Origin of the sequence: Sulfurimonas sp., assembly GCF_026196735.1 — a bacterium.
Classification (GTDB): domain Bacteria; phylum Campylobacterota; class Campylobacteria; order Campylobacterales; family Sulfurimonadaceae; genus Sulfurimonas.
Window position 1 is genome coordinate 64,922 of record NZ_JAPHUF010000002.1, and the last position, 22,168, is coordinate 87,089.

Consider the following 22,168-nt stretch of genomic DNA (forward strand, 5'->3'; position numbering starts at 1 on the left):
ATATGAATGAATATAAAGCACAGTTTCAAAAAATAGCAGTTGGAGTTTTAGTAGGTGCTTTAATCTTCGCACTAAGTCTAACTATATTTACTCCACAGCAGGCCTCACTTCTTGGTCTTATAGCTCTTCTAGTTGCTTTATGGACCAACGAGGGCTTGCCTTTAGGTGTTGTTTCTCTTTTACCAATTATTATGTTTCCGGCTTTTTCGATTTTAACTACAAAAGAGACAACAGTTAATTATGCTCATCCTATTATATTTTTGTTTTTGGGTGGCTTTATGCTTGCTATTGCAGTTGAGAAAACACATCTTCACAGATGGATAGCAGATAAGATGTTATCACTTTTTCCAGCAACTCCCAAGGGAATAATTTTTTCACTTACAATTACAGCAGGATTACTTAGTTCTGTGCTTTCAAACACTACAACAACACTTTTGCTTATGTCTATAGCTCTTTTCATAACGGACAATCTAAGACTTAAGATGAGATTTGCTCTTGCTATCGCTTATGGTGCCAGTGTTGGCGGGATATTGACTCCTATTGGAACTCCTCCAAATCTTATCTTGCTTGGTATCATGCAAAATAAGGGAATGGAAATCATTCCATTCTTGCAGTGGATGTGGATGGTTGCTCCTTTGGTGTTTATGATGTTTTTTGTAGTTGCATCACTTTTAAGCATTGGCGTGAAAGATATTGACATGTCAATATCAACTGAGGATAAAGCATTAGATAAAGAGCAAAAAAAAGTATTATACATAATAGCAGGTTTAGTTGTTTTGCTACTGCTAAATGCTCCGCTAAAGCCGTATTGGAATGGACTAGGACTAAGTGAAGCGGGAATACTGCTCGGAGCAGGACTTTTACTTTATGTACCGCCGTTTAAGATACTTGACTGGATGGCTGATAAAGGAAAGATTCCATATAGGATTATGTTTTTATTTGGTGCAGGGTTTAGTATTGCAAAAGCGTTTAGCTCTACCGGTCTGGCAGATGAGTTTGCTTCGTATCTAATTACCATTACGCAACTATCACCGATAATGATACTTTTTGCTGTAGCGATGCTTATCACTTTTACAACAGAGATAACCTCAAACACCGCACTTATATCTATCATGCTTCCTGTTATTTACGCAGTTGCCCAGCAGACAGGCATAAACACAACTCTGTTTATGATGGTCGCTACAATCTGTGCAAGTTATGCTTTTATGCTTCCGATTGCTACTGCGCCAAATGCTATTGCTATGAGTAGTGGAGCTGTAAGTATTGCTAATATGGCAAGATACGGGATTGTTTTAAATCTGGTTGGAATATTTTTAATCGTAATGGTTGCAGAGTTCTTTTGGAAAGGGATTCTTTAGTCGTTTTTGCTTTTGTACATTGTGTAAAAGTCTTTTAAAATAAGTCCGGCAGTAAAGAACCACAAAAGATTTAGTATATAGTTTTCATCTAGTCCATTGTTGTAAAGATACGGAAATACCAAGAAGAACGGCCACTTAAAAAAGTAAAAAAATAGTATGCCAGACCCGTAAAGTTCTCTTAAGATTTTTTTCATAGCTCTATTTTACCTTTTTTAGTTAAAATTCCATCAAAGATATAATAAGGTTTAGTATGATAGTCCATATAGTGATGTTTAAATTTAAAGATGAAAATAAAAAAGAGAACATAAAAGAAGTTAGTTCCAAACTGAATGCTTTAGTTGAGTTGATCCCAACTCTTAACTCCATGGAAGTAGGAGTTGATTTTTCTCGTTCTGAGAGAGCATTTGACATGTCGATTTATACTACATTTGATTCTAAAGAAGCTCTTAGCGAGTATGCAGTCCATCCAGAGCATTTAAAAGTGGTAGAGCTTATAAAGTCAGTAACCTTAGAGTCTAAAGTTGTTGATTATATCAAAGAGGATAGTAACTAAATGTTAATGACAATTGTAGCAATATATACTCTTTTTGTACTTGTAACTATTTATACAAGTGTTATGCAGATAGGCTATGTAAGCAAGGCTAAAAGAGGCAAGGCAGTTCTTCTGTCTGATTCTGAGTTTGTTAAAGCAGGTGATTACAGTATAGCAAAAGAAAAGATGAGTATTGCCAGCTCATTTTTAGACTATATAGTCTTTATTATTTGGATAGATTTAGGAATAAAATTTTTGGAAGATAGTTTTGTATTTCTAACAGAGAACGGGGAAAATGAAGCTGTAATGAATATTGCTATTGTAATGGGCTTTTTAGTTATTAACTCTATCATCTCTTTGCCATTCTCATATTATGAAAAATTTGTATTAGATGAAAAGTTTGGTTTTAACAAATCAACGATGGCTCAGTGGATAAAAGATACTCTTATCTCGTTTGTAATGACGCTAATTTTAGGTTCTTTAGTTGTTTGGGGAATCTACTTAATCATATCAAGTTTTACTCTATGGTGGTTATGGAGTTTTGTATTTATTTTCGCTGTTGTAGTTCTAATAAATATGCTTTACCCTGCATTTCGTGCAATGTTTTTTGACAAGCTTACTCCACTTAAAGATGAAAAATTAGACCATGAGATAAAAGTTCTGATGGACAAGACAGGTTTTGTAAGTTCAGGCGTATTTGTAAGTGATGCAAGCAAAAGAGATGCAAGACTTAATGCTTACTTTGGCGGTTTTGGTAAAGCTAAGAGAGTCGTACTTTTTGATACTCTTATAGAAAAACTAAGCACAAGAGAACTTCTTGCAGTGTTGGGGCATGAGCTAGGTCACTTTGCACATGGTGATATATATAAAAATATAGCTCTAGTGGGTGCGATGCTTTTTGCAATGTTTGGCATATTTGGTAACTTGCCAGATTCTCTTTACTCAGAGTTAGGTTTGTCTGAAGCTCCTTATGTTGTTATGATTTTACTTATACTTTTTATGCCTGTGCTAGGCTTTTTGATGATGCCGATTATGGGAATTGTAAGCAGACATAATGAATACGAGGCAGATAAAATGGGAAGTGAATTAGCAGGAGTTGGCGGAGAGATTGAACTTGCAAATGCGCTTAAAAAACTTGTTACTGAAAACAAAAGTTTTCCTTTGTCACATCCGTTATATATCTTTTTTCACTACACTCATCCTCCTGTTTTAGAGAGATTAAAAGAGCTTGGTGTTGATTTACAAGACATAGACAAAAATGCTTTAGAGGCTACATGTCAAGCGAATATCTAGTAAAAGATATTTTAAAAGATATTACAACTACTCTTAGCCCACATATTCCTAGAGCATCCAGAGAAGCACAACTGCTTCTTATGGCTCATTTACATGTAGATGAGTTATGGCTTCTAACAAATCAATCTGTACATGTACAAAATTCCGATAAACTTTTTGAATGGGCGCAAAGACGCGCTAAAAACGAGCCCTTAGAGTATATTACTAAGAGTGTTAGTTTTTACTCTGAAGAGTTTTATATAGCAGAGGGTGCTTTAATTCCTCGTCCTGAAACTGAACTTCTCATAGATGAAGTGCTTAAAAGAGTAGAAGATAAAGATACTAAAATGACTTTTGCAGAAGTTGGAGTGGGCAGCGGTATTATCTCTATCATGCTTGCAAAAAAATTTCCAAATGCTAAGTTTATTGCTGTAGATATATCTCAAAATGCTATAGATATTGCAAAGATAAATATACAAAAGTTTGGACTTCAAAGCAGGATTGAGTTACGACTTGGTTCACTACTGGAGCCTATAAATGAACATGTAGACTATTTGGTGTCAAATCCTCCCTATATTGCAGATGATGAAAAACTTGAATCAAACTTATCGTATGAGCCTCAAAATGCCTTGTTTGGCGGAACTGTAGGAGATGAACTTATAAAAGAACTTCTTGATGAAGTCTTAAAGAGAAACATTAACTTTTTTAGCTGTGAGTTTGGTTATGACCAAAAGGATAAAATACAAAAATATTTAGATGGCAGGTCATACATTTCACTAGAATTTTACAAAGATTATAGTGATTTTGATAGAGGCTTTACCTTGGGGTTATAATTTTTGAAGAAAAATATATATATAGATTTTACATACCTAATCATACTAGCAGCTACTTTTGGAGCAATTATTGTTTTAGGTGCACTTGTTGCTCCTGTTGTTTTTCATACCGATAAAATTTTACATGCTGTTGTTCTTGATAATTATAATGCCGGAATCATAATGGGTGAGGTGTTCCACCGTTTTTCTTATTGGATATATTTTTTAACATTTTGTGTAGCAGCATATGAAGCTGTTATGTATAAAAAAGGTCAAAGAGACAGTGTTGTTTTTGCCAGTTCTGTTGTTGTCGTTTTTACTTCACTGATGTTTAGCGCAGTTTATTCACCAAAAATCATGTCTATGCAAGTCCTCGGTCGAGAAGCTACAGAAAGCAATACATTTGCCAACATTCATATTGCAAGTGAATTAGACTTTAAAGTTTTAGCAGTCGCACTTCTTGTTTTATTTGTAAGAAGATTGATGCTTCTTAGACGCGCATAAATAGATAATTAATTCTTATCACAAAATTTATCACATTTAATAATTTATAACTAAAATGTCTTTAAAATTGATGCATATCAAGTTTATTTAATCTTGATTGTAATATTATAATTTGAACTAAAAATAAGAAGGATTTAAATGAAAAAGGTATTAGGAAAAATAGTAGTTACTGCTCTAAGTTTAGTAGCGCTTTCTCAGAGTGCAAATGCAAGTGGTGGAGCAGGATTTTATGCTGTACCAAAAGCAGTTGTGATTATGGGTGACACTATTATGCATGGAGCGTATGAGCTTGATGGTGATACAGGTGTAGGTATTGGTGTGGATTTAGGGTATGCATTTACAAAAAACTATGCTGTCGAGTTAGCTCTAACTCATGTAGAAGCTGATGTAACTGAAGATGATCTTCATGGTCATGTAGTGAAAGGTGATGCTGAGTACACAACATATGGTGTTATGGGTGTTTATTCAAGAACTATAACTGGTCACTTACGCGGTTTAGTGAAGCTTGGTTATGCTTGGGAATATGAAAAAATAACTGATGTACACCATCCTTTTAAAACAACTCTAAGCGGTATTGCTTATGCTGCAGGTTTAGAGTACGGTATTTCTGACAACATGGAAGTTGTTTTTGAATATGAAGGTGCTGAAGTTGTAAGTAGTAGAGGCGATAGCCTTATGTTAGGACTAAAATATAAATTTTAGACTTACAAATCTTTCATTATTTACCTAGATTAAAATCTAGGTAAATATATCTACCTCCCAATTTTAAAACACTTTTAACATATACTTAACACTCTTTAGATATATTTATATAAAATAAATCTAGGAACTGTTCTCTCATGAAAAAAACTCTACTTATTATACTTGCCTTGTTACTTGTTTTTACATCCTCATCTCTTTTTGCTTTTTCTAAAGAGGCAGCTGGTGTTCCTGTTTTAGTTCAAGACGGTAAACATAAAGATTGGTGTCCCGTTTGCGGCATGGACATAAAGAAGTTTTACAAAACTTCTCACACTTCCACACTGCAAAATGATAAAAAGAGACAATACTGCTCTATAAGATGCTTGGCTGTAGATATGCAAGAGCATAAAATAGACATAAATAGTATAAAAGTTGTAGACGCGGCAACTGATAAACTCATAGATGCAAAGAGTGCAATATATGTGGTTGATTCTGATATTAGAGGCACTATGACTAAAGTGTCTAAACTGGCTTTTTCTAGTGCTGAGTCAGCTGATGATTTCAATATGGACAATGGCGGCTATATAGTTGATTTTGCAACTGCTTTAAAGATGGCAAATGAATCTTTAAAATCAGATATTGCTATGGTTACGAAAAAGAAAACCAAAAAGATATATCCAATGGGTAAAAAAATATTTGAAAAATCGTGTAATAAAGATATTGAGCCAAAAAATTACATAGAAATAAATCAGCTAAAATCAGCTATAAAGCATGAAAAGCTTTGTAAACCTCTAAAAGAAAATCAGCTCCAAGCCGTCGCTCTTTATCTTTTTGAAGTTAAAAGATTTGGCGACATGGAAAAAATTGATGGCATAATAAAAGTCACTAAAGATGAGAAATGTCCAATCTGTGGGATGTTTGTCTATAAATATCCAAAATGGGCAGCACAAATTTATTATGAAGATAAACATTATTCGTTTGACGGTGTAAAAGATTTAATGAAGTACTATTTTACTCATAAAGATGGGATTTCAAAAATCTTGGTTACGGACTACTACTCTCAAAAAGCAATAGATGCAACAAAGGCTTTTTTTGTAGTTGGCAGTGATGTTTATGGACCAATGGGAGATGAGTTGATACCTTTTGTAGATGAGAGAGAAGCAAAGACTTTTAGTATGGATCATAAAGGTTATAAAATCTTGAAATTTAGTGAGATAAGCGAAGAAGAAGTACGAAAACTAGATGAATAAAAAAAGTAGATTTGTTTTTTATAGCTTTATTACACTCGGTGCACTCTTGTTGTTAGAGCTTAGCTACATCCAATCTACAAAAAGTGTAAGCAGTGAAGTACTAAATTATAAAAGATTTTTTGTAGAGCAGATAGGGCTTCCGGACTTGGCTATATCCACTGAGGCCAATTATGTAAGACACAGAAGCCTGAGTGACATGTTTGGCATATATAAAGATGACGCAAGTCTAAGAGAGTACTTTGTATCTACATTTACTTACTCTCATTCAAACACCATAAATGAAAAGAGATTAAATGAGAGATAGAGTAAATGTTTACTTGATAGAGTATGCTATAAATTCTCTACTTAGACAGAAGTACAAAAGTTTATTTATAACTATAATATTAACTGCTCTTGTATTTTTACTTACTTCAATGTTTTTCATTACAAATTCTATAAAGTATGAACTGCAAAGTACAGTAGACGCACTTCCTGAGATAGTGGTTCAAAAGATGAAAGCGGGAAGACATTATGATATAGATGTAGATAGTGTTGATAATATCTTAGAGATAACAGGTGTAACAGGTGCAGTTGCCAGAGTGTGGGGATATTACTATTTTGAAAATGCCGGTGTTAACTTTAGTATCGTCGGCATAGATGAGTATGAAGATCAGTATAAAAGTAGTTTGACAAATGCTGCTAACAACCTAGACTTTAGCTCATCTTCTATGATTGTAGGAGAGGGCGTTAAAAAAAGTATGCAAAATAGTTACTATAAAGAGTACTTCAACTTTATAAAGCCCGATGGAAGTCTGAAAAAAGTTACAATAGGTGGAGTCTTTAATACTGATACAGAGTTAGAGTCAAACGATATAATTGTAATGAGTAAAGATAGTGTCAGAGAGATTTTTGATATGAGTGCTGATAAGGCAACTGATATTGTTGTAAAAGTTTCCAATGTAGATGAAATACAGACAATAGCAACTAAGATAAAGCTTCTGTATCCAGATTGCAGAGTAATAACAAAAGATGATTTGAAAATCAGTTATCAAAATATTTTTGACTATAAAAGTGGTGTATTTTTAGCTCTTTTTATAGTCTCACTATTTACATTTTTCATAATAATATATGACAAAGTAAGCGGACTTAGCAGCGAAGAAAAAAGAGAAATAGGCATACTTAAGGCCATTGGTTGGAGAGTTGATGATGTTTTAAAAGAGAAATTTTATGAAGGCTTTATAGTCTCGTTTTTTGCATATCTGCTTGGTTCGTTTTTATCATTTGCATTTGTATATATCTTTAACGCACCGCTGCTGCAAAATATATTTACAGGTTATTCCGAGTTAAAAACCTCATTTAGTCTGCCTTTTGTTTTTGATTTTCAGACAATGGCTCTTGTGTTTTTTCTGAGTGTACCAATATATATAGCAGCTACAATCATTCCATCATGGAAAGCTGCCACTTTAGAGGCTGACGAGGTTATGAGATGATAGAGTTAAACAACATAATAAAAAAATATGAAATAAATAAAAATAACACTCTTACGGCACTTGATGGCATAAATCTTAGTATTAAAGAGGGTGAATTGGTTGTTTTAAAAGGTGCCAGTGGAAGTGGAAAAAGTACAATTCTTTCACTAATCGCAGCTCTTAGTAAACCAACTAGTGGAGAAGTAGTTGTTGATGATAAAAGAGTCTCAAAACTTCCTGAGAATTTTGCATCTGATTTTAGACGAGACAACATAGGTTTTATATTTCAAAAATACAACCTTATAAATACTCTGAGTGTCAAAGATAATGTTCTTTTACCGTTAGTACCTATGAATCTACATGTAGATGTTTTAGAGGATAAGCTAAAGCGAGTTTTAGAGATGTTTCATATTAAGCATAAAGAAGATGCTATTGTTAAAAACCTCTCAGGCGGTGAACAACAAAGAGTTGCCATTGCCCGCGCAAACATAAATGACCCCAAAATTATACTAGCAGATGAGCCTACGGCAAATCTTGATGAAAAACTCTCCTTCTCATTTATAGAGATATTAAAAGAGTTAAAGCGCAGAGGCAAGACAGTTATAGTGGCAACACACGATCCGCTTTTCTTTAATCTTGACATAGTAGATAAAGTAGTTGAGATACATCAAGGAGTCATCTCTTAATGCTGCTGACTCCTGAGGTTTTAACTATACTCATTTTAAATGTTATCTTTGCTGTTTTCGCAATAGTGGCTTTTGTGCTGAGTGTAAAAATATTTTTACACTGGGATATAAACTCTACCTCTCAAAGCCAGTACATGTTAGAAAAGCAGAGTTATCTTAGTGCTACTATTATCAAGTATATATTTGCCATAAAAGTTCCACTATTTCTATTCTTTATCTTTACTCTTGATAAGGCATCGAATGTACTTACCGGAGCGATGTGCGGAGCAGGGGTTGTTGATGCTACAGAGTATGGAACTTACCTTATTGTTTTAAAGATTATAAACCTCTATCTGTTTGCCTATTGGCTGAAGCTTCACAGTGAAGATATGAAAGATGAAAGTCAGCCATATACAAGGCTAAAGTTTGGCATCTTTATAGCACTGTTTATTTTTTTTATGATTGAGATTGTCTTAGAGGGTGTTATGTTTAATGCAATAGAGATAGATAAGATGGTGAGCTGTTGTGGAAGCATATATTCTAGTTCTGCAACTTCTTCTATATCTAGCATATTTGCCTTGGATAATAGAGTGCTTTTAAGTATATTTTACGGTAGCTTTGCACTAATAGTGCTATTTTACTTTTTAAAAAACCGCTATCTTTTTGCACTTTTTAATTTTATATTTATAATTGTGGCACTAATAGCGTTGATATTATTTTTCGGTACATACATTTATGAGCTTCCATCTCATCACTGCCCATTTTGCTTTTTGCAGAGTGATTATTACTATATTGGCTATATTATTTATTTAACACTTTTTGTCGGAACATTTTACGGTTTAGTAGTGGGTTTTATAGATGAATCGTCAAAAAGTTACAGTATCTCAATTGTTTTCAACTCTCTTTATGTTATATTATTAACGCTAATTACTGTAATATACTATATTAAAAATGGTGTTTGGCTTTAATGAACATGTATATATGACAAAAGTTTAAATTGCTATTGCACAAGAAAATACAGAGCTTAAAGATAAAGCTAATGAGAGATATATAAATTATGATGAGGTTTTTAAAATAATAAAATGAAATCACAGTTAAAAAAAACAGTTCTATTTAATAATATAGACGAAGATACGATTAATAAGATAGAAGGCTTTACAACTGTTCATAAGATATCTAAAGATAATATAGTTTTTTATGAAGGGGATGAATCAAAATACTTATATCTATTGGTTAAAGGTGTTATAAAACTATACAAGACATCATCAAGCCACAAAGAGATTGTGTTAAAATATTTTCACGAAAATGAACTTATAGGTGAAGTTGCAAACTTTGAAGATATTCCTTATCCTGCTACTGCAAAAGCATATAGTGATGTTGAAGTTTTAAAAATTGACTTTGAAAAACTAAAAGAGATTATTGTAACTAATCCAAATATGGCATTTAACATTCAAGTATCGCTTATAAAAAAGATTAAAAATCTTGAAAATATTATATCTACAAATTTAGTTTTAGATTCAAAAGAGAGAGTAGCAAAGTATATTCATAATCATGCAGATGACTTTTTTGAAACAAAAAATATAGAAATAGCAGAGATACTTGGTGTTTCTCCAGAGACACTCTCTAGAATTTTAAAGTTTTTTAAAGACCACGATATCATCAATGTAAAAACAAAATTTATAGATAAAGATGCATTAGTTAAATTTTTCGAATAAATATCATATAACTGACTTATATCAACTCAACAATCCACTCTCTTAGTTAAAATACGACAATTTTAATTATGGAGAAAATATGCGCAATATATTTTTAATAATATCTACAATGCTGCTAGTAAATTCACTTCAAGCGAATGAAAGTAAGGTTTGCCAAAAGTGCCATCCAATAATATATTCAGAATATTATGAATCATCTCATCGTAAAGCCTCTGTATATAATAACCCTATTCATAAAGCTATGTGGGATAAGCACCCTAAAGATGAAAAAGGATATACATGTGCAAAGTGCCACTCTCCTAGTGATTTAGAGTCTTTGCAAACCGGTAAGCTTACAGAAAACGATATACAAACTCAAGAGCCGATTTCTTGTACATATTGTCATACGATTAAAGATGTAGAAGAAGGTGATAGCTCAAATACAAACATAAGCAATGGTAAAAAGAGAGAATATTATACGGCTGAAAAAGGCATAAAAGGTAAAGCTGAGTATAAAACTGAGACATCATGGTTTGGACTTGTAAAAGAATCTAAAAGTTCGCCTTTTCATAAAATTGATTATGACAATGAAAACTACTACAGCGGTAATGTATGTATGGGTTGTCATTCGCATACCAACAATGAGCATAGCTTTGATATAACGATGCTTGACGCTGCTATCAGTGACAAAGATGAAAACACATGTGTGACATGTCATATGCCTCAAGTACTTGGAACCAAGGTTACAATTCATGAAACAAAAACACATGCTTACCACGGCATAGCAGGTATATATCATAAACAAAAGAAAATGGGTGAGCATATAGACTTTAAAATTTCAAAGACAAACAATAATTTTAATGTAGAAGTTATAAATAAATCTAATCATGCACTGTTTGGACAAGCATTTAGACAAGGAATATTAAAAGCAGAGATTAAAAGAAATGGTAAGACTATAGAACTTGAACCATTCATATTTGAAAGAATACTGGCAAAAGACGGTAAAGAAGTAATGCCATGGGATGCAAACGAGGCTATTAAAGACACTCTTATTTATGCTAAGAGAAATGTTGTGTTTGAGCAGGCAATAAAAGCAGGGGATGTAGTTACGCTTACTTTAGGAGTACAGAGAATATCTGACAATGGTGCTAAAAAGCTTGGGATTGAAGATAATAAGGAACTAACAAAGTTTAGAGTTATGAAGACAGAAAAATATAGTTTTTAAAAAAACTATATTTTGAGTGTTAGTCTTGTTGTTGTCTCATATAAGAAGGTATATCTAAATGGTTATCATCAAAATCTCCATTCATTACCAATCTTGGACGAATTTTTGTTACAGGTGAAGGAGTTTCACTTACAAAGTCTCCATTGTTAGTGCCAGCGTTTAAATCTTTTTCAAAACCGGTTGCAACAATAGTTATTTTTACATAATTCTCAGGAAGTGTCTCATCAGTAGAAGTTCCAAATATAACTTCTGCATCTTCATGAGCACTCTCTTGTACTACAATCATAGCCTCAGATGTTTCCATCATTGGAAAGTTCGGATGCATACTAAAATGTACTAACACACCCATCGCTCCATTGATTGACATGTTGTCTAGTAGAGGAGACTCAATAGCTGCTTTAATAGCTTCATAAGCTGCGTTTTCACCTTCATGTTCACCAACACCCATAAGTGCCATACCTCTATGACTCATAACAGTTTGTAAGTCGGCAAAGTCAAGGTTGATGTCATTGATACCATTAGATAAAATAACACCGGATGTTCCGCTAACAGCTTGAGCTAATACAGCATCAACGATTTTAAAACTGTCTTTGATACCAAGTTTTCTATCGATAATTGATAGAAGTTTGTCATTCGGAATAACAACAATAGAATCACTCTCTTTTTTAAGCTCTTCTAGACCATCTTTAGCAAGTTTAGTTCTTTTTGGACCTTCAAACATAAAAGGTTTTGTTACGATAGAGATAGTTAAGGCACCTATCTCTTTAGCTATTTTTGCAACAACAGGAGCAGCCCCTGTACCAGTACCGCCACCAAGTCCAGCAGAGATAAATACTATATCAGCACCTTCAAGAGCATTTCTGATCTCATCGTAATTTTCTAACGCAGACTCTTTACCGATATCCGGTTTCATGCCGGCACCAAGCCCTTTAGTTAGTTTGCTGCCGATTTGGATAGTTGTGACAGAAGCATCATTTAAAGCTTGGGCATCAGTATTTACCATTATTAACTCAATGCCGGTAATGCTTTCGTTAACCATATGACCAATCATATTACCGCCACCGCCGCCAACACCAACAGCTACAATTCTTGCTCCACTTGCAATGCTTGCTTCTTCAACTAAAAATGCTTCCATAATCTCTCTCCTTAAAATAACTGAGTTGCCCAGTTCCAAAATTTACTAAATGTACCCGCTTCATCACTCTTTTTATCTTTTTTAGATGCAAGAGTAACCATTTTTTCTACTTTACTGTTTTCTTGTGTCTCATAAGACGGCAGTTCAGGGTCCTCAGTAAGGTCTATGCTACTGTCTTGCATTGGTGTCTCGTTTGTATGTCTTACTTTTTTATTTACATCTATCTCATATTGAGTATATGAAGATGCAGCATACATGACAAGCCCGATAGCACTTGAGTATTCAGGTGAACGAAGGTTGTCAAAGAGTCCATCCATCTCTTTAGGTTTTGCTAAACGAACAGGCACGGAACCAAAAGTTGCTATTGCGAGGTCTCTCATCCCTTCCATCTGTGAAAAGCCACCAGTTAAAACAACTCCGGCACCTATGTTGTTTTTTAAGCCGCTATTTTCAATAAACTGAGCCAAAATCATAAGAGTCTCTTCAACTCTTGCAAACACTACATTATGAACTACTTCAAGAGACACTTCATGAGTCGTATTCTCGTCTCCTATGATAGGAAGTTCGATTAAATCACTACTAGGAGTCAGTAGTGAACCGTAGTTTAACTTTACGCTCTCTGCAACATTTAGAGGTGTGTGAAGCGCCATAGATAAATCACTCGTTACATGATTAGAACCAACACCTAAGAAATCGTTATATCTAATAGAGTTACCCGAGTGTATCGTAATGTTACTTGTATTACCACCCATGTCTATGATAGCAACACCTAGCTCTTTTTCATCATCATTTAGTGTAGCAATAGAAGAAGCATAACCATTAAGAACTACATTTTCAACCTCTATGCCGGCACCGCGTACAGCTTTTTTAAGATTGTTTAAATTTGATTTTTGTGTTGTTATTATGTGTGTGTCAACTTCAAGTCTTGAAGCATTCATCCCAAGAGGGTCTTCTATGAAGTCTTGGTCATCTACTTTAAAGTTATAAGGCAGAGCATGTAAAACATCATACTCATTTGGAATGTTAGCATTGTATAGAGAAGTTTGCATGACTCTTTCTATCTCTTTAAAGCTAACTTCTTTATTTTGAATATTTACGATTCCGTTGGAGTTCAGACTTTTTGTGTAAGCACCGGATATGGAGACTATAGCAGTTTTAACATCACTTCCGGATATTCTTTTTGCATCAACAAGAGCAGCTTTAATAGATTTAGAAGCTAACTCTATATTTGTTATGCTTCCTTTTTTAAGGCCTTGAGCCTTTGAAGTTCCAGCACCTGTTATAGCTATTGAGTTATCATCAGCTATCTCAGCGATAATCGCACATATTTTTGTCGAACCAATATCAATGGCTAAAACAGTTCTACTCACTTAGAGTCCTTGGATAAAAATCTCTGTTTTGTACTTGTTTTGAAGTTTTTTAATCAAACCTTCGTTAAACATAGCACTCTTTAATCTAACAATTGGATTGTCCTGATTAATGTTAGTTTTATTAAGCAGTTTTTGTTCCAATATGTTATACATAACAACATTCCCACTCTCTAATGCAATGAATCCTCTTTTCTCCTGAGCAGTAAAAAGGATAGTCAAAAACTCCTTTGCATCATTCGTGCTTATGTTTGTTAGCTTCTCAGTATCATGGCTTGTTATAAAATCGGTTGTTTCTCCAATAAATGTAGCAACAGAATTTTTTGCCAGTTCTGTTATCTTAGCTCTTTTTTGTTCATTTGTATATAGAGGTATAACATCAGCTTTAGCTTGCTCATAAGTTTTTGGTTGTGCCGGGTTAGTTTTGACAAGCTCAAAAGTAAAATACTTTCCATTTACCAAGATTGGTTTTAAATATGGAGATACCGGTGTTAGTTTTGAAAGAGCTTCAAGAACTTCATCACCAAAAGGATTATTTGAAGCAGATATAGTCGCTATTTTTATATCGGCATTTTCTAAGTTTCCTTTTTTATACGATATATATGATCTTAAAGCTTCTTTTTTTGTCTCTTTATCGTTTAATTCTTGGATTACTTTGTCTTTAGCATTTTCAAAAGCTAGGATTTTGCCTTCAGAATCTTTAAAATGAGTTTTGTTATCGTTGTAGTATTCGTTTAACTTAAAATCATCGTAATCTTGAGTAATTGCAGCTTGAATGATATATTTTACATCGTAAGCAACTTCAGTCATAAAGTTATGTTGCATCTTCTCCCAAAAAGGTTTTACAAACTCATCTGATGTATCTACATTGATTTGATCTGTGTGCAAAACTTTATAGTTTATTTTGTCTGCAATATTAGACACAATTTCCATGGTTTTTAACTCTGAATCATTGGTGTTGATTGGGATAAGATTAAGAGTTTTTTTGATTAATAACTCTTTTTTCACATCAGCTTCATACTCTTTAAGGCTAAGATTGTTTCTAGAAAGAATACTTTTATATGTCTCTTTATCAAAAACACCGTCTTTAAAAAAGTAATCTTGCTTTTGAATCTCAGCTAAAAGTTCAGCATCACTAACTTGAAGGTCATAAGATTTGGCAAGGTTTAGTATAAGTGCTTGCTGTGTTAAATGTTTTAGAGCTTGAGATTGAAGACCAAAGCTTTTTGCTTTTTCTTCATCAAATTCTCCCTGAAACATTTGGCTATACTGGTTATAAAGATTTGAATAACTTTTTTGAAGTTCACCCATAGTTATCTCAACAGTTCCAACTTTTGCAACTGCTCCGGCTTTATCTCCATAGCTGTACTGACCCCAGCCAACAAAGCCTGCTCCAACGAAAGCAATAGTAGAAATCCAAATAGTTATTATTAAATATTTTTTGTGTCTTTGCATCCATGTAATCATCTAGTTTATAACCTTATGTACGATATTTTTGTAATTTTATGTAAATTCGTATTAAACCTTGATAAAGTACTGCTAAACTTTATGAAACAGTTGATATTTATATGTTAAGTAAACTGTAAAATAAAAAGTAGTAGAATCACCAAGATAGAGTAAAAAAAGGACGGGCTATGAATAGTGTAGAAAAATATGAGAATATTGAAGAGGTATTGCCTAAATTACCAAAAATTTTACTCAATACTATACAATCTGATGTTTTGGAAATTAGAAAAGTTAATAAATTATGCAAAAAATATTTGAGTGTATGTGACAAAAAACCGGATATAAAAAATGCAGTTTTTGTTGTTTATTCAAAGTACATTAAAAAGAGTGATCATAGTTTTGAAAAATTTGTTTTTTTAGATGAACAAGGAGCTGAAATTTGTCATGTAAGTGGTATAGAGATGGATCTTTACGGGCTTCTTGAATGTACAAAATTAGAACTTACCGAAGAGTATAAAGCCTTGGTTGACAATAAAGAGTAGTTGACATAAGCACTCAGTTCCTGTACAATGGATGCCAATATGAATAATTTAGAATTAAAAAACAGAGACCTTGATGTCTTGTGGCACCCGTGTACTCAGATGAAAGACCACGAAACACTTCCTTTAACTCCAATTAAAAAAGCCTACGGAGTCTATTTGGAAGATTTTGAAGGCAATACTTACATAGATGCTGTTAGTAGTTGGTGGGTTAATATTTTTGGCCACACAAACAGATACATAAATGAAAAAATAAAAGAGCAGTTAGATACACTTGAGCATGTAATACTAGCCGGCTTTACACATGAACCTGTTGTAAGACTCTCTGAGAGGTTAGTAAAACTAACACCTGAGGGACTTGAGAAATGTTTCTATGCAGATAATGGTTCAAGTGCCGTTGAAGTGGCTTTAAAGATGAGTTTTCATGCTCATAAAAATGATGGAAAAAAGAAAAGAATTTTTGTTTCACTAACTAACTCATATCATGGAGAGACTATCGGTGCACTAAGTGTAGGTGATGTTGAACTATATAAAGATACTTATGCACCACTTTTGATAGAGACTATTCAGACACCGGTTCCAAAAGACATGAGTGTAGAGTCTGCAAGAGAAGCAGCATCTGAGTTTGAAAAACTTTGTAAAAACAAAGCAGATGAGATAAGTGCGATTATCTTGGAACCGCTTGTGCAGGGTGCAGGATATATGCACATGTACAGTCCTGAATTTTTGTCTCTTGTTCGTGATATTTGTAACAGATATGATGTCCACCTTATAGCCGATGAAGTTATGGTTGGCTTTGGTAGGACAGGGGAGCTTTTTGCATGTCAAAAAGCTAACATAACACCTGACTTTATAGTTCTTTCAAAAGGTCTAACCGGTGGATATTTACCGCTTTCAGTAGTTCTAACGACCAATGACATGTACGCAAAGTTTTATTGTGATTATAATGAACATAAGGCATTTTTACACTCTCACTCTTATACTGGCAATGCTCTTGCTTGTGCTGCGGCGAATGCCACTCTTGACATATTTGAGAGAGATAATGTTATAGAAGAAAATAGAAAAATCTCTAAATATATGGGCGATAAACTGCAAAAGTTTAAAGAGCTTCAAAATGTTGCCTCAATTAGACAGACCGGGATGATTTGTGCGGTTGAACTTAAAGGTTATACCTCCCAGCAGAGAATAGGGCTTAAAGTTTATCAATACGGACTTAATAATGGAGTTTTGCTTCGTCCGCTTGGACATATAGTCTACTTTATGCCGCCGTATATAATTACAAATGAAGAGATAGACAAGATGATGGACACTGCTTACGAGGCTATAAAACTACTACCTTAGTCAAAGGCAGTGTCATTTTTACTGTAATCTAAAAGTAGTAATCTACAGCTTTTTTCCAATATGGCAATCTTTTTGGCCATCTCATGTATATCTCTGTTAAAAGTGTAAACACCATAGCCTTTAATAACCATGATATCCGTTTTTTTACTTTGAAAATAGTAAGCAATCTCGCTCTGTGCTCTTTCATACCAATCTTCAAACTGTTTAGGGTCTACTATTTCAATAGAACCTATCTCTTTAAAACCAAAGTAATCTTTAGGAGTTATGATGTTATGTTCTAGAGAGTATGCTGTTGTAAAAGGAGGCATGCTAAAACAGATAAATTTTGCATCAGATATTTGTGAGTAGATACTGTAATGAATGTTTGAATCAATACTGGCTTGATTCCATCTGTAATCTTTTTTAAAGTACAGCTCTATAAGGTTGCTATCATCAATCGCATCAAAAATAGCTTCTTTGGTGTTTATAATAAAACGGTTTGATTCAGTTTTTGCTGAGATAGAACCATGATAAATACCAAAGAAGTCTTTTCTAAACATAGAAAGGGCTAAAGTAGATAGTTTATTTTTGAGATGGTCTCTGTTCATAATTAGCCTTTATTGTCTGTTTAGTTAACGAATATTTTAGTTAAACCAGCTTTTCATCTTGTCAATGGCTGAGTCTAGTACACTCTCATGAGGTTTTGATTCTATACCAAATGATGCTTGAAGTTTTTCTAGAAGTTCTTTTTGTTCATCATTTAGCTTTTTTGGATAAGTTATGTTTACTTGAGCGATTAAGTTTCCTTTTCCGTGCCCGTGAACATCTTCTATACCTTCACCTCTAAAAGTGAAGTGCTGCTTATCTCTTGTACCAATATCAAGTTTAAGTTCCAACTCACCTGTAAGAGAAGGGATAGTCAGAGTTTCACCCGAGACTGCCTGTGTGAAAAATACAGGAATAGCGATGTAAACATCATTGCCTTCTCTTTGAAAATGTTTGTCGGGTTTTACGCTAAAAGTAACATAAAGATCACCTCTAGTCCCTCGTTTTCCAATATTTCCTTTGCCGGAGACTCTAAGGCGGTTTCCATCATCAATACCTTTTGGAATTTTAACGGTTACATTGCCTCTTTCTTCATTATACCCAGTGCCGTCACAGCTTTTACAAGATGCTGTAGATGCACTTCCGACTCCATGACATGCAGGACATGTTTGAGAAAAAGTCATAAAGCCTTGTTGCATCATAACTTGACCTTGTCCATTACACTGCTTACATGTAGAGAGTTTTCCGTCTTTTGCGCCAGTGCCATTACAAGGCTTACAAGCGTTTTTATATGTAAATTCTATGTCTTTTTCACATCCGAAAATAGCTTCATTGAAACTAAGATACATGTCAACATTCATATCCAGATTGTACTTTTCCATATCTGTCGGATTTTGGCGACGACGAGAACCACCGCCGGCAAAACCACTAAACATCTCTTCAAACATTGAGCCTAAATCATCAAAACCACCGGATGAACGGCGGCCGCCGCCACCCATACCTTGCAAGCCTTCTTTTCCATAGCGGTCATAGATACTTCTTTGTTTATCATCACTTAGACATTGGTAAGCTTCATTACATAATTTGAACTTGTGCTCAGCTTCTGTATTTCCGGAATTTTTATCCGGATGATATTTTTTTGCCATAGCTCTATATGCTTTTTTGATAGTTGTTTTGTCTGCGTCTCTTGAGACTTCTAATATTTCGTAATAGCTTAAATCTTGCATATTATATTTAATACCCTAATAATAATTTTCGCAATTATATCGTTTTTAATTTAATATATGTATAATCACACTTATGAAATATAATCTACTATTTTTAACTTTTATTATGTTTTTTGTTGGATGTTCAAAAGAACCTCAAGTTCTGTTTTTTGATATGCCTAAAACACATCTTGTAAAGAGCGATTTCAGTGAGTTGCCAAACTTCGAAGATGAGAATTACTCTGCGGCTCTCAACTCTTTTATAAACAACTGTGCAAGTTCTAAAACAAAAAAGATATATAAAGAACTATGTAGAGATGCCGTGCAGACATCAGACCCTAAAAAGTTTATTTTAGATGAGTTTATACCATATAAAATAAGTACTGAAAGTTTTGAAGAAGATGGACTGCTGACTGGTTATTATGAACCGCAATTAAATGGGTCTCTTATAAAAAAAGAACCATTTGTGTATCCTATATATGCTACTCCAAATGACATGTTTGTTATTGATCTGGGCGAACAGTATCCAGAACTTAAAAGTCTTAGACTAAGAGGCAAATTAGAGGGCAATAAAATAATCCCATATTATGATAGACAAGAGGCAGTTGAAAAAGCATTGGATGCTGAAATAATATGCTATACAGATTCTAAAGTGGATCTTTTCTTTTTAGAAGTGCAGGGTTCCGGAAGGGTGACACTTGAAGATGGAAAAACTATTTTTGTAGGTTATGATAATCAAAATGGACACAGATACAAATCGATAGGAAAATATTTAGTAGAGATTGGTGAGATTCCTTTAGAAGAAATATCACTGCAGAGTATTAGAGCGTGGTTTGACGCTAATCCTCATAGAGTTGATGAAGTTTTAAACTATAACAAATCAATGGTCTTTTTCAGACAAAAAGATCAAGCTGCAACAGGTTCGCTTGGGCTTGAACTCACACCTGATCGTTCAGTGGCAGTAGACAGAGAGTATATACCGCTTGGTAGTATGTTGTACCTAGATGCTGATATCGATAATAAAAATGTAAGCAGGCTTGTTGTTGCACAAGATACCGGTGGAGCTATAAAGGGAAGTGTTAGAGCAGATATGTTTTGTGGTTATGGAGAAAAAGCAAGAGAGATAGCCGGAAAATTAAAAGCACCTCTAAGACTATGGATACTGCTTCCAAAAGATATAAAAGATGAGATAAATTGATGCAAGGCTCGTTAGATAAGTTCAACAAGCTTGTAGATGCGTTGCAGGAGTTGCCGACGGTCGGTAAAAAATCAGCTACTAGATTAGCATACCATATGCTTATGAAAGATACTTTTGTAGGTATGAAGGTTTCTCATGCTATTGAAGAGGCTTTGGGATGTTTAAGAAAGTGTAGTTCCTGCGGCGGCATGAGTGAAGATGAACTATGTTTTATCTGCTGTGATGAAAGCAGAGACGAAACACTCCTTTGTATAGTTGAAAATGCAAAAGATATATTACTTTTAGAAGACAATGGGCTCTTTAGCGGTAAATACTTTGTGTTGGAGTCTTTAGAAGAGTTGGATTTTTCAGGTTTACAAAAAGCGGCAAACAATGGCGTATGCGAAATTGTTTTTGCCTTAACGCCGTCTATTGCAAATGATGCTATAATGTTATTTATTGAAGACAAATTGAGTGATTATGATATTAACTATACAAGAATAGCTCAAGGCGTACCAACCGGGGTTAGTTTGGAAAATGTGGATTTGCTCTCATTAACTAGAGCATTAGAAGATAGAGTAAAGGTTTAAGAGTGAAGTTAGCTGGTTTGATTTTTATGGTTTTTATGGTTTTTGGTTTTAGTGGATGTATCTCTCAAAGTGTTGAAGAGCCGCAAAAACCGGTTTTGAGTGAAGAAGTAAGTAGTGATGCAGATGATGAACTTGATGAATTCGCAGAAGAAATGCAAGTAAAAGAAGTTTATGATCCCTTTAGCGGATATAACAGATCTATGACTAGCTTTAATGACGGTGCATATGAATATGTCTTTAAGCCCGTAGCACAGGGTTATAGATATCTGTTCCATGAAGAGATAAGAATGAGCGTACAAAAGTTTTTTCATAACCTTTATTTTCCAATGCGAGTTGTGAACAATGCACTTCAGGGTAAATTTAAAAACTCTGCAGAAGAGACCGGAAGATTTGTTATAAACTCTACAGTCGGTATTTTAGGGCTTTTTGATCCTGCAAAATCCAAGTTTGGACTCCAAGCTCATGAAGAAGATTTCGGACAGACCCTCGGGTTTTATGGTGCAGGTAGTGGACCGCATATAGTTTTGCCTTTCATAGGGCCATCTAATTTAAGAGATACGATAAGCCTTTACCCTGATTCATTATTAACTCCAATTGACTATACTGAGAGAAGTTATTGGACCTTAACAGACACAGTGGCAGAATACTTAGGTGTAAAGTCGGTCGAGAAAGTAAATTATGCTTCACTTAATATGGAGAGATATGATAAACTCAAACAAGATGCAGTGGATCTTTATCCATATTTAAGAGATTTATATGAACAATACAGAGATAAGCAAATCGAGGAATAGATGATGAAAACAATATTAAAAAAGATTTTATTTGTGAGCGCGATGTTGATATTTACGCAAAGTTTAGGAGCGAATGAACAAGATGATGTAAAAGAGCGTTTCTTAACCAACATAGATAAAGTTATTTTAATAGTTGAAGACAAAAGCCTTTCAAAAAAGCAAAGAAATGCTAATATCATTAATGTTTTGACCCCAATGTTTGATTTTGAACTTATGGCAAAGCTAAGCCTTGGAAAAATATGGAGAACTTTAGATAGCGAAGATCAAAAGAAATTTGTAAATCTTTATGTTGAGAGAATGGAGAAGTCATACTCTTCAAAAGTTGATTCTTACAATAATGAAAAAGTTGAAGTAAAAAAAATAGAGCAGCCAAAAGATAATAGAATAGCTCTAGTAACTGATTTAATTGGTAACGATGAGAGTCTTGAAATAGTATATAAATATTATAAGCCCAAAAAGCCAATAAGCCAAAAAGATACTTGGCTTGTTTATGATGTAGAGATAAAAGGCGTTAGTATTTTAAAAGCGGATAAAGCCCAATTTAAAGAGTTTTTACAAACAAAAAGTATACATGAACTTATGGCTGTCTTAGTCGAGAAATAACAGATAAA

25 protein-coding genes are annotated in these 22,168 nt (G+C 33.9%); 19 read left to right on the forward strand and 6 right to left on the reverse strand.

The window, feature by feature from the left end; translation table 11 throughout:
• Positions 1 to 2 precede the first annotated feature (2 nt).
• On the forward strand, positions 3 to 1,358 hold the full coding sequence (locus OQK60_RS00605; protein WP_297683028.1) for a DASS family sodium-coupled anion symporter: 1,356 nt from the start codon (positions 3 to 5) through the stop codon (positions 1,356 to 1,358).
• On the opposite strand, the gene OQK60_RS00610 is transcribed toward OQK60_RS00605, so the two are convergent.
• Positions 1,355 to 1,552, reverse strand: a complete 198-nt coding sequence (locus OQK60_RS00610; RefSeq protein WP_297683030.1) for a hypothetical protein — start codon at positions 1,550 to 1,552, stop codon at positions 1,355 to 1,357. The two genes, OQK60_RS00605 and OQK60_RS00610, sit on opposite strands and share 4 nt — an antisense overlap.
• 56 nt (positions 1,553 to 1,608) lie before the next feature.
• Here OQK60_RS00610 and OQK60_RS00615 point away from each other — a divergent pair, with 56 nt between their 5' ends.
• The 12 genes from OQK60_RS00615 to OQK60_RS00670 all read left to right on the forward strand — a co-directional run bounded on the left by OQK60_RS00615 (position 1,609) and on the right by OQK60_RS00670 (position 11,441).
• Positions 1,609 to 1,911, forward strand: coding sequence for a Dabb family protein (locus OQK60_RS00615; RefSeq protein ID WP_297683032.1), 303 nt, complete (start codon positions 1,609 to 1,611; stop codon positions 1,909 to 1,911).
• Entirely contained in the window at positions 1,912 to 3,183 is a 1,272-nt protein-coding gene (locus OQK60_RS00620) for a M48 family metallopeptidase (RefSeq protein WP_297683034.1), read from the forward strand.
• Positions 3,165 to 3,995 (forward strand): peptide chain release factor N(5)-glutamine methyltransferase, encoded by an 831-nt coding sequence (prmC, locus tag OQK60_RS00625; RefSeq protein WP_297683036.1) that lies wholly within the window; start codon positions 3,165 to 3,167, stop codon positions 3,993 to 3,995. Before OQK60_RS00620 ends, prmC begins: the two co-directional genes overlap by 19 nt.
• A gap of 3 nt (positions 3,996 to 3,998) precedes the next feature.
• Positions 3,999 to 4,478 carry a DUF4149 domain-containing protein gene (locus tag OQK60_RS00630; RefSeq protein WP_297683038.1) on the forward strand — a complete coding sequence of 160 codons (480 nt, stop codon included), beginning with the start codon at positions 3,999 to 4,001 and terminating at the stop codon, positions 4,476 to 4,478.
• Positions 4,479 to 4,616: 138 nt separating this feature from the next.
• Positions 4,617 to 5,180: a porin family protein gene (locus tag OQK60_RS00635; RefSeq protein ID WP_297683040.1), complete on the forward strand. Its 564-nt coding sequence runs from the start codon at positions 4,617 to 4,619 to the stop codon at positions 5,178 to 5,180.
• A 137-nt stretch (positions 5,181 to 5,317) separates the two neighbouring features.
• A complete protein-coding gene (locus tag OQK60_RS00640) occupies positions 5,318 to 6,409 on the forward strand; it encodes a nitrous oxide reductase accessory protein NosL (RefSeq protein ID WP_297683042.1) in 1,092 nt (363 codons plus the stop codon).
• Positions 6,402 to 6,713 carry a hypothetical protein gene (locus OQK60_RS00645; RefSeq protein WP_297683044.1) on the forward strand — a complete coding sequence of 104 codons (312 nt, stop codon included), beginning with the start codon at positions 6,402 to 6,404 and terminating at the stop codon, positions 6,711 to 6,713. Before OQK60_RS00640 ends, OQK60_RS00645 begins: the two co-directional genes overlap by 8 nt.
• A complete protein-coding gene (locus OQK60_RS00650) occupies positions 6,703 to 7,878 on the forward strand; it encodes an FtsX-like permease family protein (protein WP_297683046.1) in 1,176 nt (391 codons plus the stop codon). The genes OQK60_RS00645 and OQK60_RS00650 overlap by 11 nt, the downstream gene beginning before the upstream one ends.
• Positions 7,875 to 8,543 (forward strand): ABC transporter ATP-binding protein, encoded by a 669-nt coding sequence (locus OQK60_RS00655; protein WP_297683048.1) that lies wholly within the window; start codon positions 7,875 to 7,877, stop codon positions 8,541 to 8,543. The genes OQK60_RS00650 and OQK60_RS00655 overlap by 4 nt, the downstream gene beginning before the upstream one ends.
• On the forward strand, positions 8,543 to 9,490 hold the full coding sequence (locus OQK60_RS00660; RefSeq protein ID WP_297683050.1) for a hypothetical protein: 948 nt from the start codon (positions 8,543 to 8,545) through the stop codon (positions 9,488 to 9,490). Before OQK60_RS00655 ends, OQK60_RS00660 begins: the two co-directional genes overlap by 1 nt.
• 114 nt (positions 9,491 to 9,604) lie before the next feature.
• Positions 9,605 to 10,237 carry a Crp/Fnr family transcriptional regulator gene (locus tag OQK60_RS00665; protein ID WP_297683052.1) on the forward strand — a complete coding sequence of 211 codons (633 nt, stop codon included), beginning with the start codon at positions 9,605 to 9,607 and terminating at the stop codon, positions 10,235 to 10,237.
• A gap of 79 nt (positions 10,238 to 10,316) precedes the next feature.
• Positions 10,317 to 11,441, forward strand: coding sequence for a multiheme c-type cytochrome (locus tag OQK60_RS00670; RefSeq protein WP_297683054.1), 1,125 nt, complete (start codon positions 10,317 to 10,319; stop codon positions 11,439 to 11,441).
• A 19-nt stretch (positions 11,442 to 11,460) separates the two neighbouring features.
• Here the strand turns inward: OQK60_RS00670 and ftsZ are convergent, their stop codons facing one another.
• Genes ftsZ through OQK60_RS00685 form a run of 3 tightly spaced genes read right to left on the reverse strand, consistent with a single transcriptional unit; the run spans position 11,461 to position 15,410 of the window.
• On the reverse strand, positions 11,461 to 12,576 hold the full coding sequence (gene ftsZ / locus OQK60_RS00675) for a cell division protein FtsZ (protein WP_297683056.1): 1,116 nt from the start codon (positions 12,574 to 12,576) through the stop codon (positions 11,461 to 11,463).
• Positions 12,577 to 12,587: 11 nt separating this feature from the next.
• Complete coding sequence (gene ftsA, locus OQK60_RS00680) at positions 12,588 to 13,946, reverse strand: cell division protein FtsA (protein ID WP_297683058.1); 1,359 nt, start codon at positions 13,944 to 13,946, stop codon at positions 12,588 to 12,590.
• Positions 13,947 to 15,410 carry a peptidylprolyl isomerase gene (locus OQK60_RS00685; RefSeq protein ID WP_297683060.1) on the reverse strand — a complete coding sequence of 488 codons (1,464 nt, stop codon included), beginning with the start codon at positions 15,408 to 15,410 and terminating at the stop codon, positions 13,947 to 13,949.
• A gap of 167 nt (positions 15,411 to 15,577) precedes the next feature.
• Between OQK60_RS00685 and OQK60_RS00690 the strand changes: the two genes are divergently transcribed.
• Complete coding sequence (locus OQK60_RS00690; RefSeq protein ID WP_297683062.1) at positions 15,578 to 15,931, forward strand: hypothetical protein; 354 nt, start codon at positions 15,578 to 15,580, stop codon at positions 15,929 to 15,931.
• Between the two features lie 39 nt (positions 15,932 to 15,970).
• Positions 15,971 to 17,269 (forward strand): adenosylmethionine--8-amino-7-oxononanoate transaminase, encoded by a 1,299-nt coding sequence (locus tag OQK60_RS00695; protein WP_297683064.1) that lies wholly within the window; start codon positions 15,971 to 15,973, stop codon positions 17,267 to 17,269.
• Here OQK60_RS00695 and OQK60_RS00700 read toward each other — a convergent pair.
• Both OQK60_RS00700 and dnaJ read right to left on the reverse strand, forming a co-directional pair.
• Positions 17,266 to 17,856 carry a class II aldolase and adducin N-terminal domain-containing protein gene (locus OQK60_RS00700; RefSeq protein WP_297683066.1) on the reverse strand — a complete coding sequence of 197 codons (591 nt, stop codon included), beginning with the start codon at positions 17,854 to 17,856 and terminating at the stop codon, positions 17,266 to 17,268. The two genes, OQK60_RS00695 and OQK60_RS00700, sit on opposite strands and share 4 nt — an antisense overlap.
• A 36-nt stretch (positions 17,857 to 17,892) precedes the next feature.
• Positions 17,893 to 19,020 carry a molecular chaperone DnaJ gene (gene dnaJ / locus OQK60_RS00705; RefSeq protein ID WP_297683068.1) on the reverse strand — a complete coding sequence of 376 codons (1,128 nt, stop codon included), beginning with the start codon at positions 19,018 to 19,020 and terminating at the stop codon, positions 17,893 to 17,895.
• Between the two features lie 73 nt (positions 19,021 to 19,093).
• Here dnaJ and OQK60_RS00710 point away from each other — a divergent pair, with 73 nt between their 5' ends.
• From OQK60_RS00710 to OQK60_RS00725, 4 genes are read left to right on the forward strand one after another with little or no spacing between them, the layout of a single operon-like run.
• Complete coding sequence (locus tag OQK60_RS00710; RefSeq protein WP_297683070.1) at positions 19,094 to 20,197, forward strand: MltA domain-containing protein; 1,104 nt, start codon at positions 19,094 to 19,096, stop codon at positions 20,195 to 20,197.
• Complete coding sequence (recR, locus tag OQK60_RS00715; RefSeq protein ID WP_297683072.1) at positions 20,197 to 20,766, forward strand: recombination mediator RecR; 570 nt, start codon at positions 20,197 to 20,199, stop codon at positions 20,764 to 20,766. The genes OQK60_RS00710 and recR overlap by 1 nt, the downstream gene beginning before the upstream one ends.
• 2 nt (positions 20,767 to 20,768) lie before the next feature.
• Entirely contained in the window at positions 20,769 to 21,557 is a 789-nt protein-coding gene (locus OQK60_RS00720) for a VacJ family lipoprotein (RefSeq protein WP_297683074.1), read from the forward strand.
• 3 nt (positions 21,558 to 21,560) lie between these two features.
• Entirely contained in the window at positions 21,561 to 22,160 is a 600-nt protein-coding gene (locus tag OQK60_RS00725; protein ID WP_297683076.1) for an ABC transporter substrate-binding protein, read from the forward strand.
• Positions 22,161 to 22,168 lie beyond the last annotated feature (8 nt).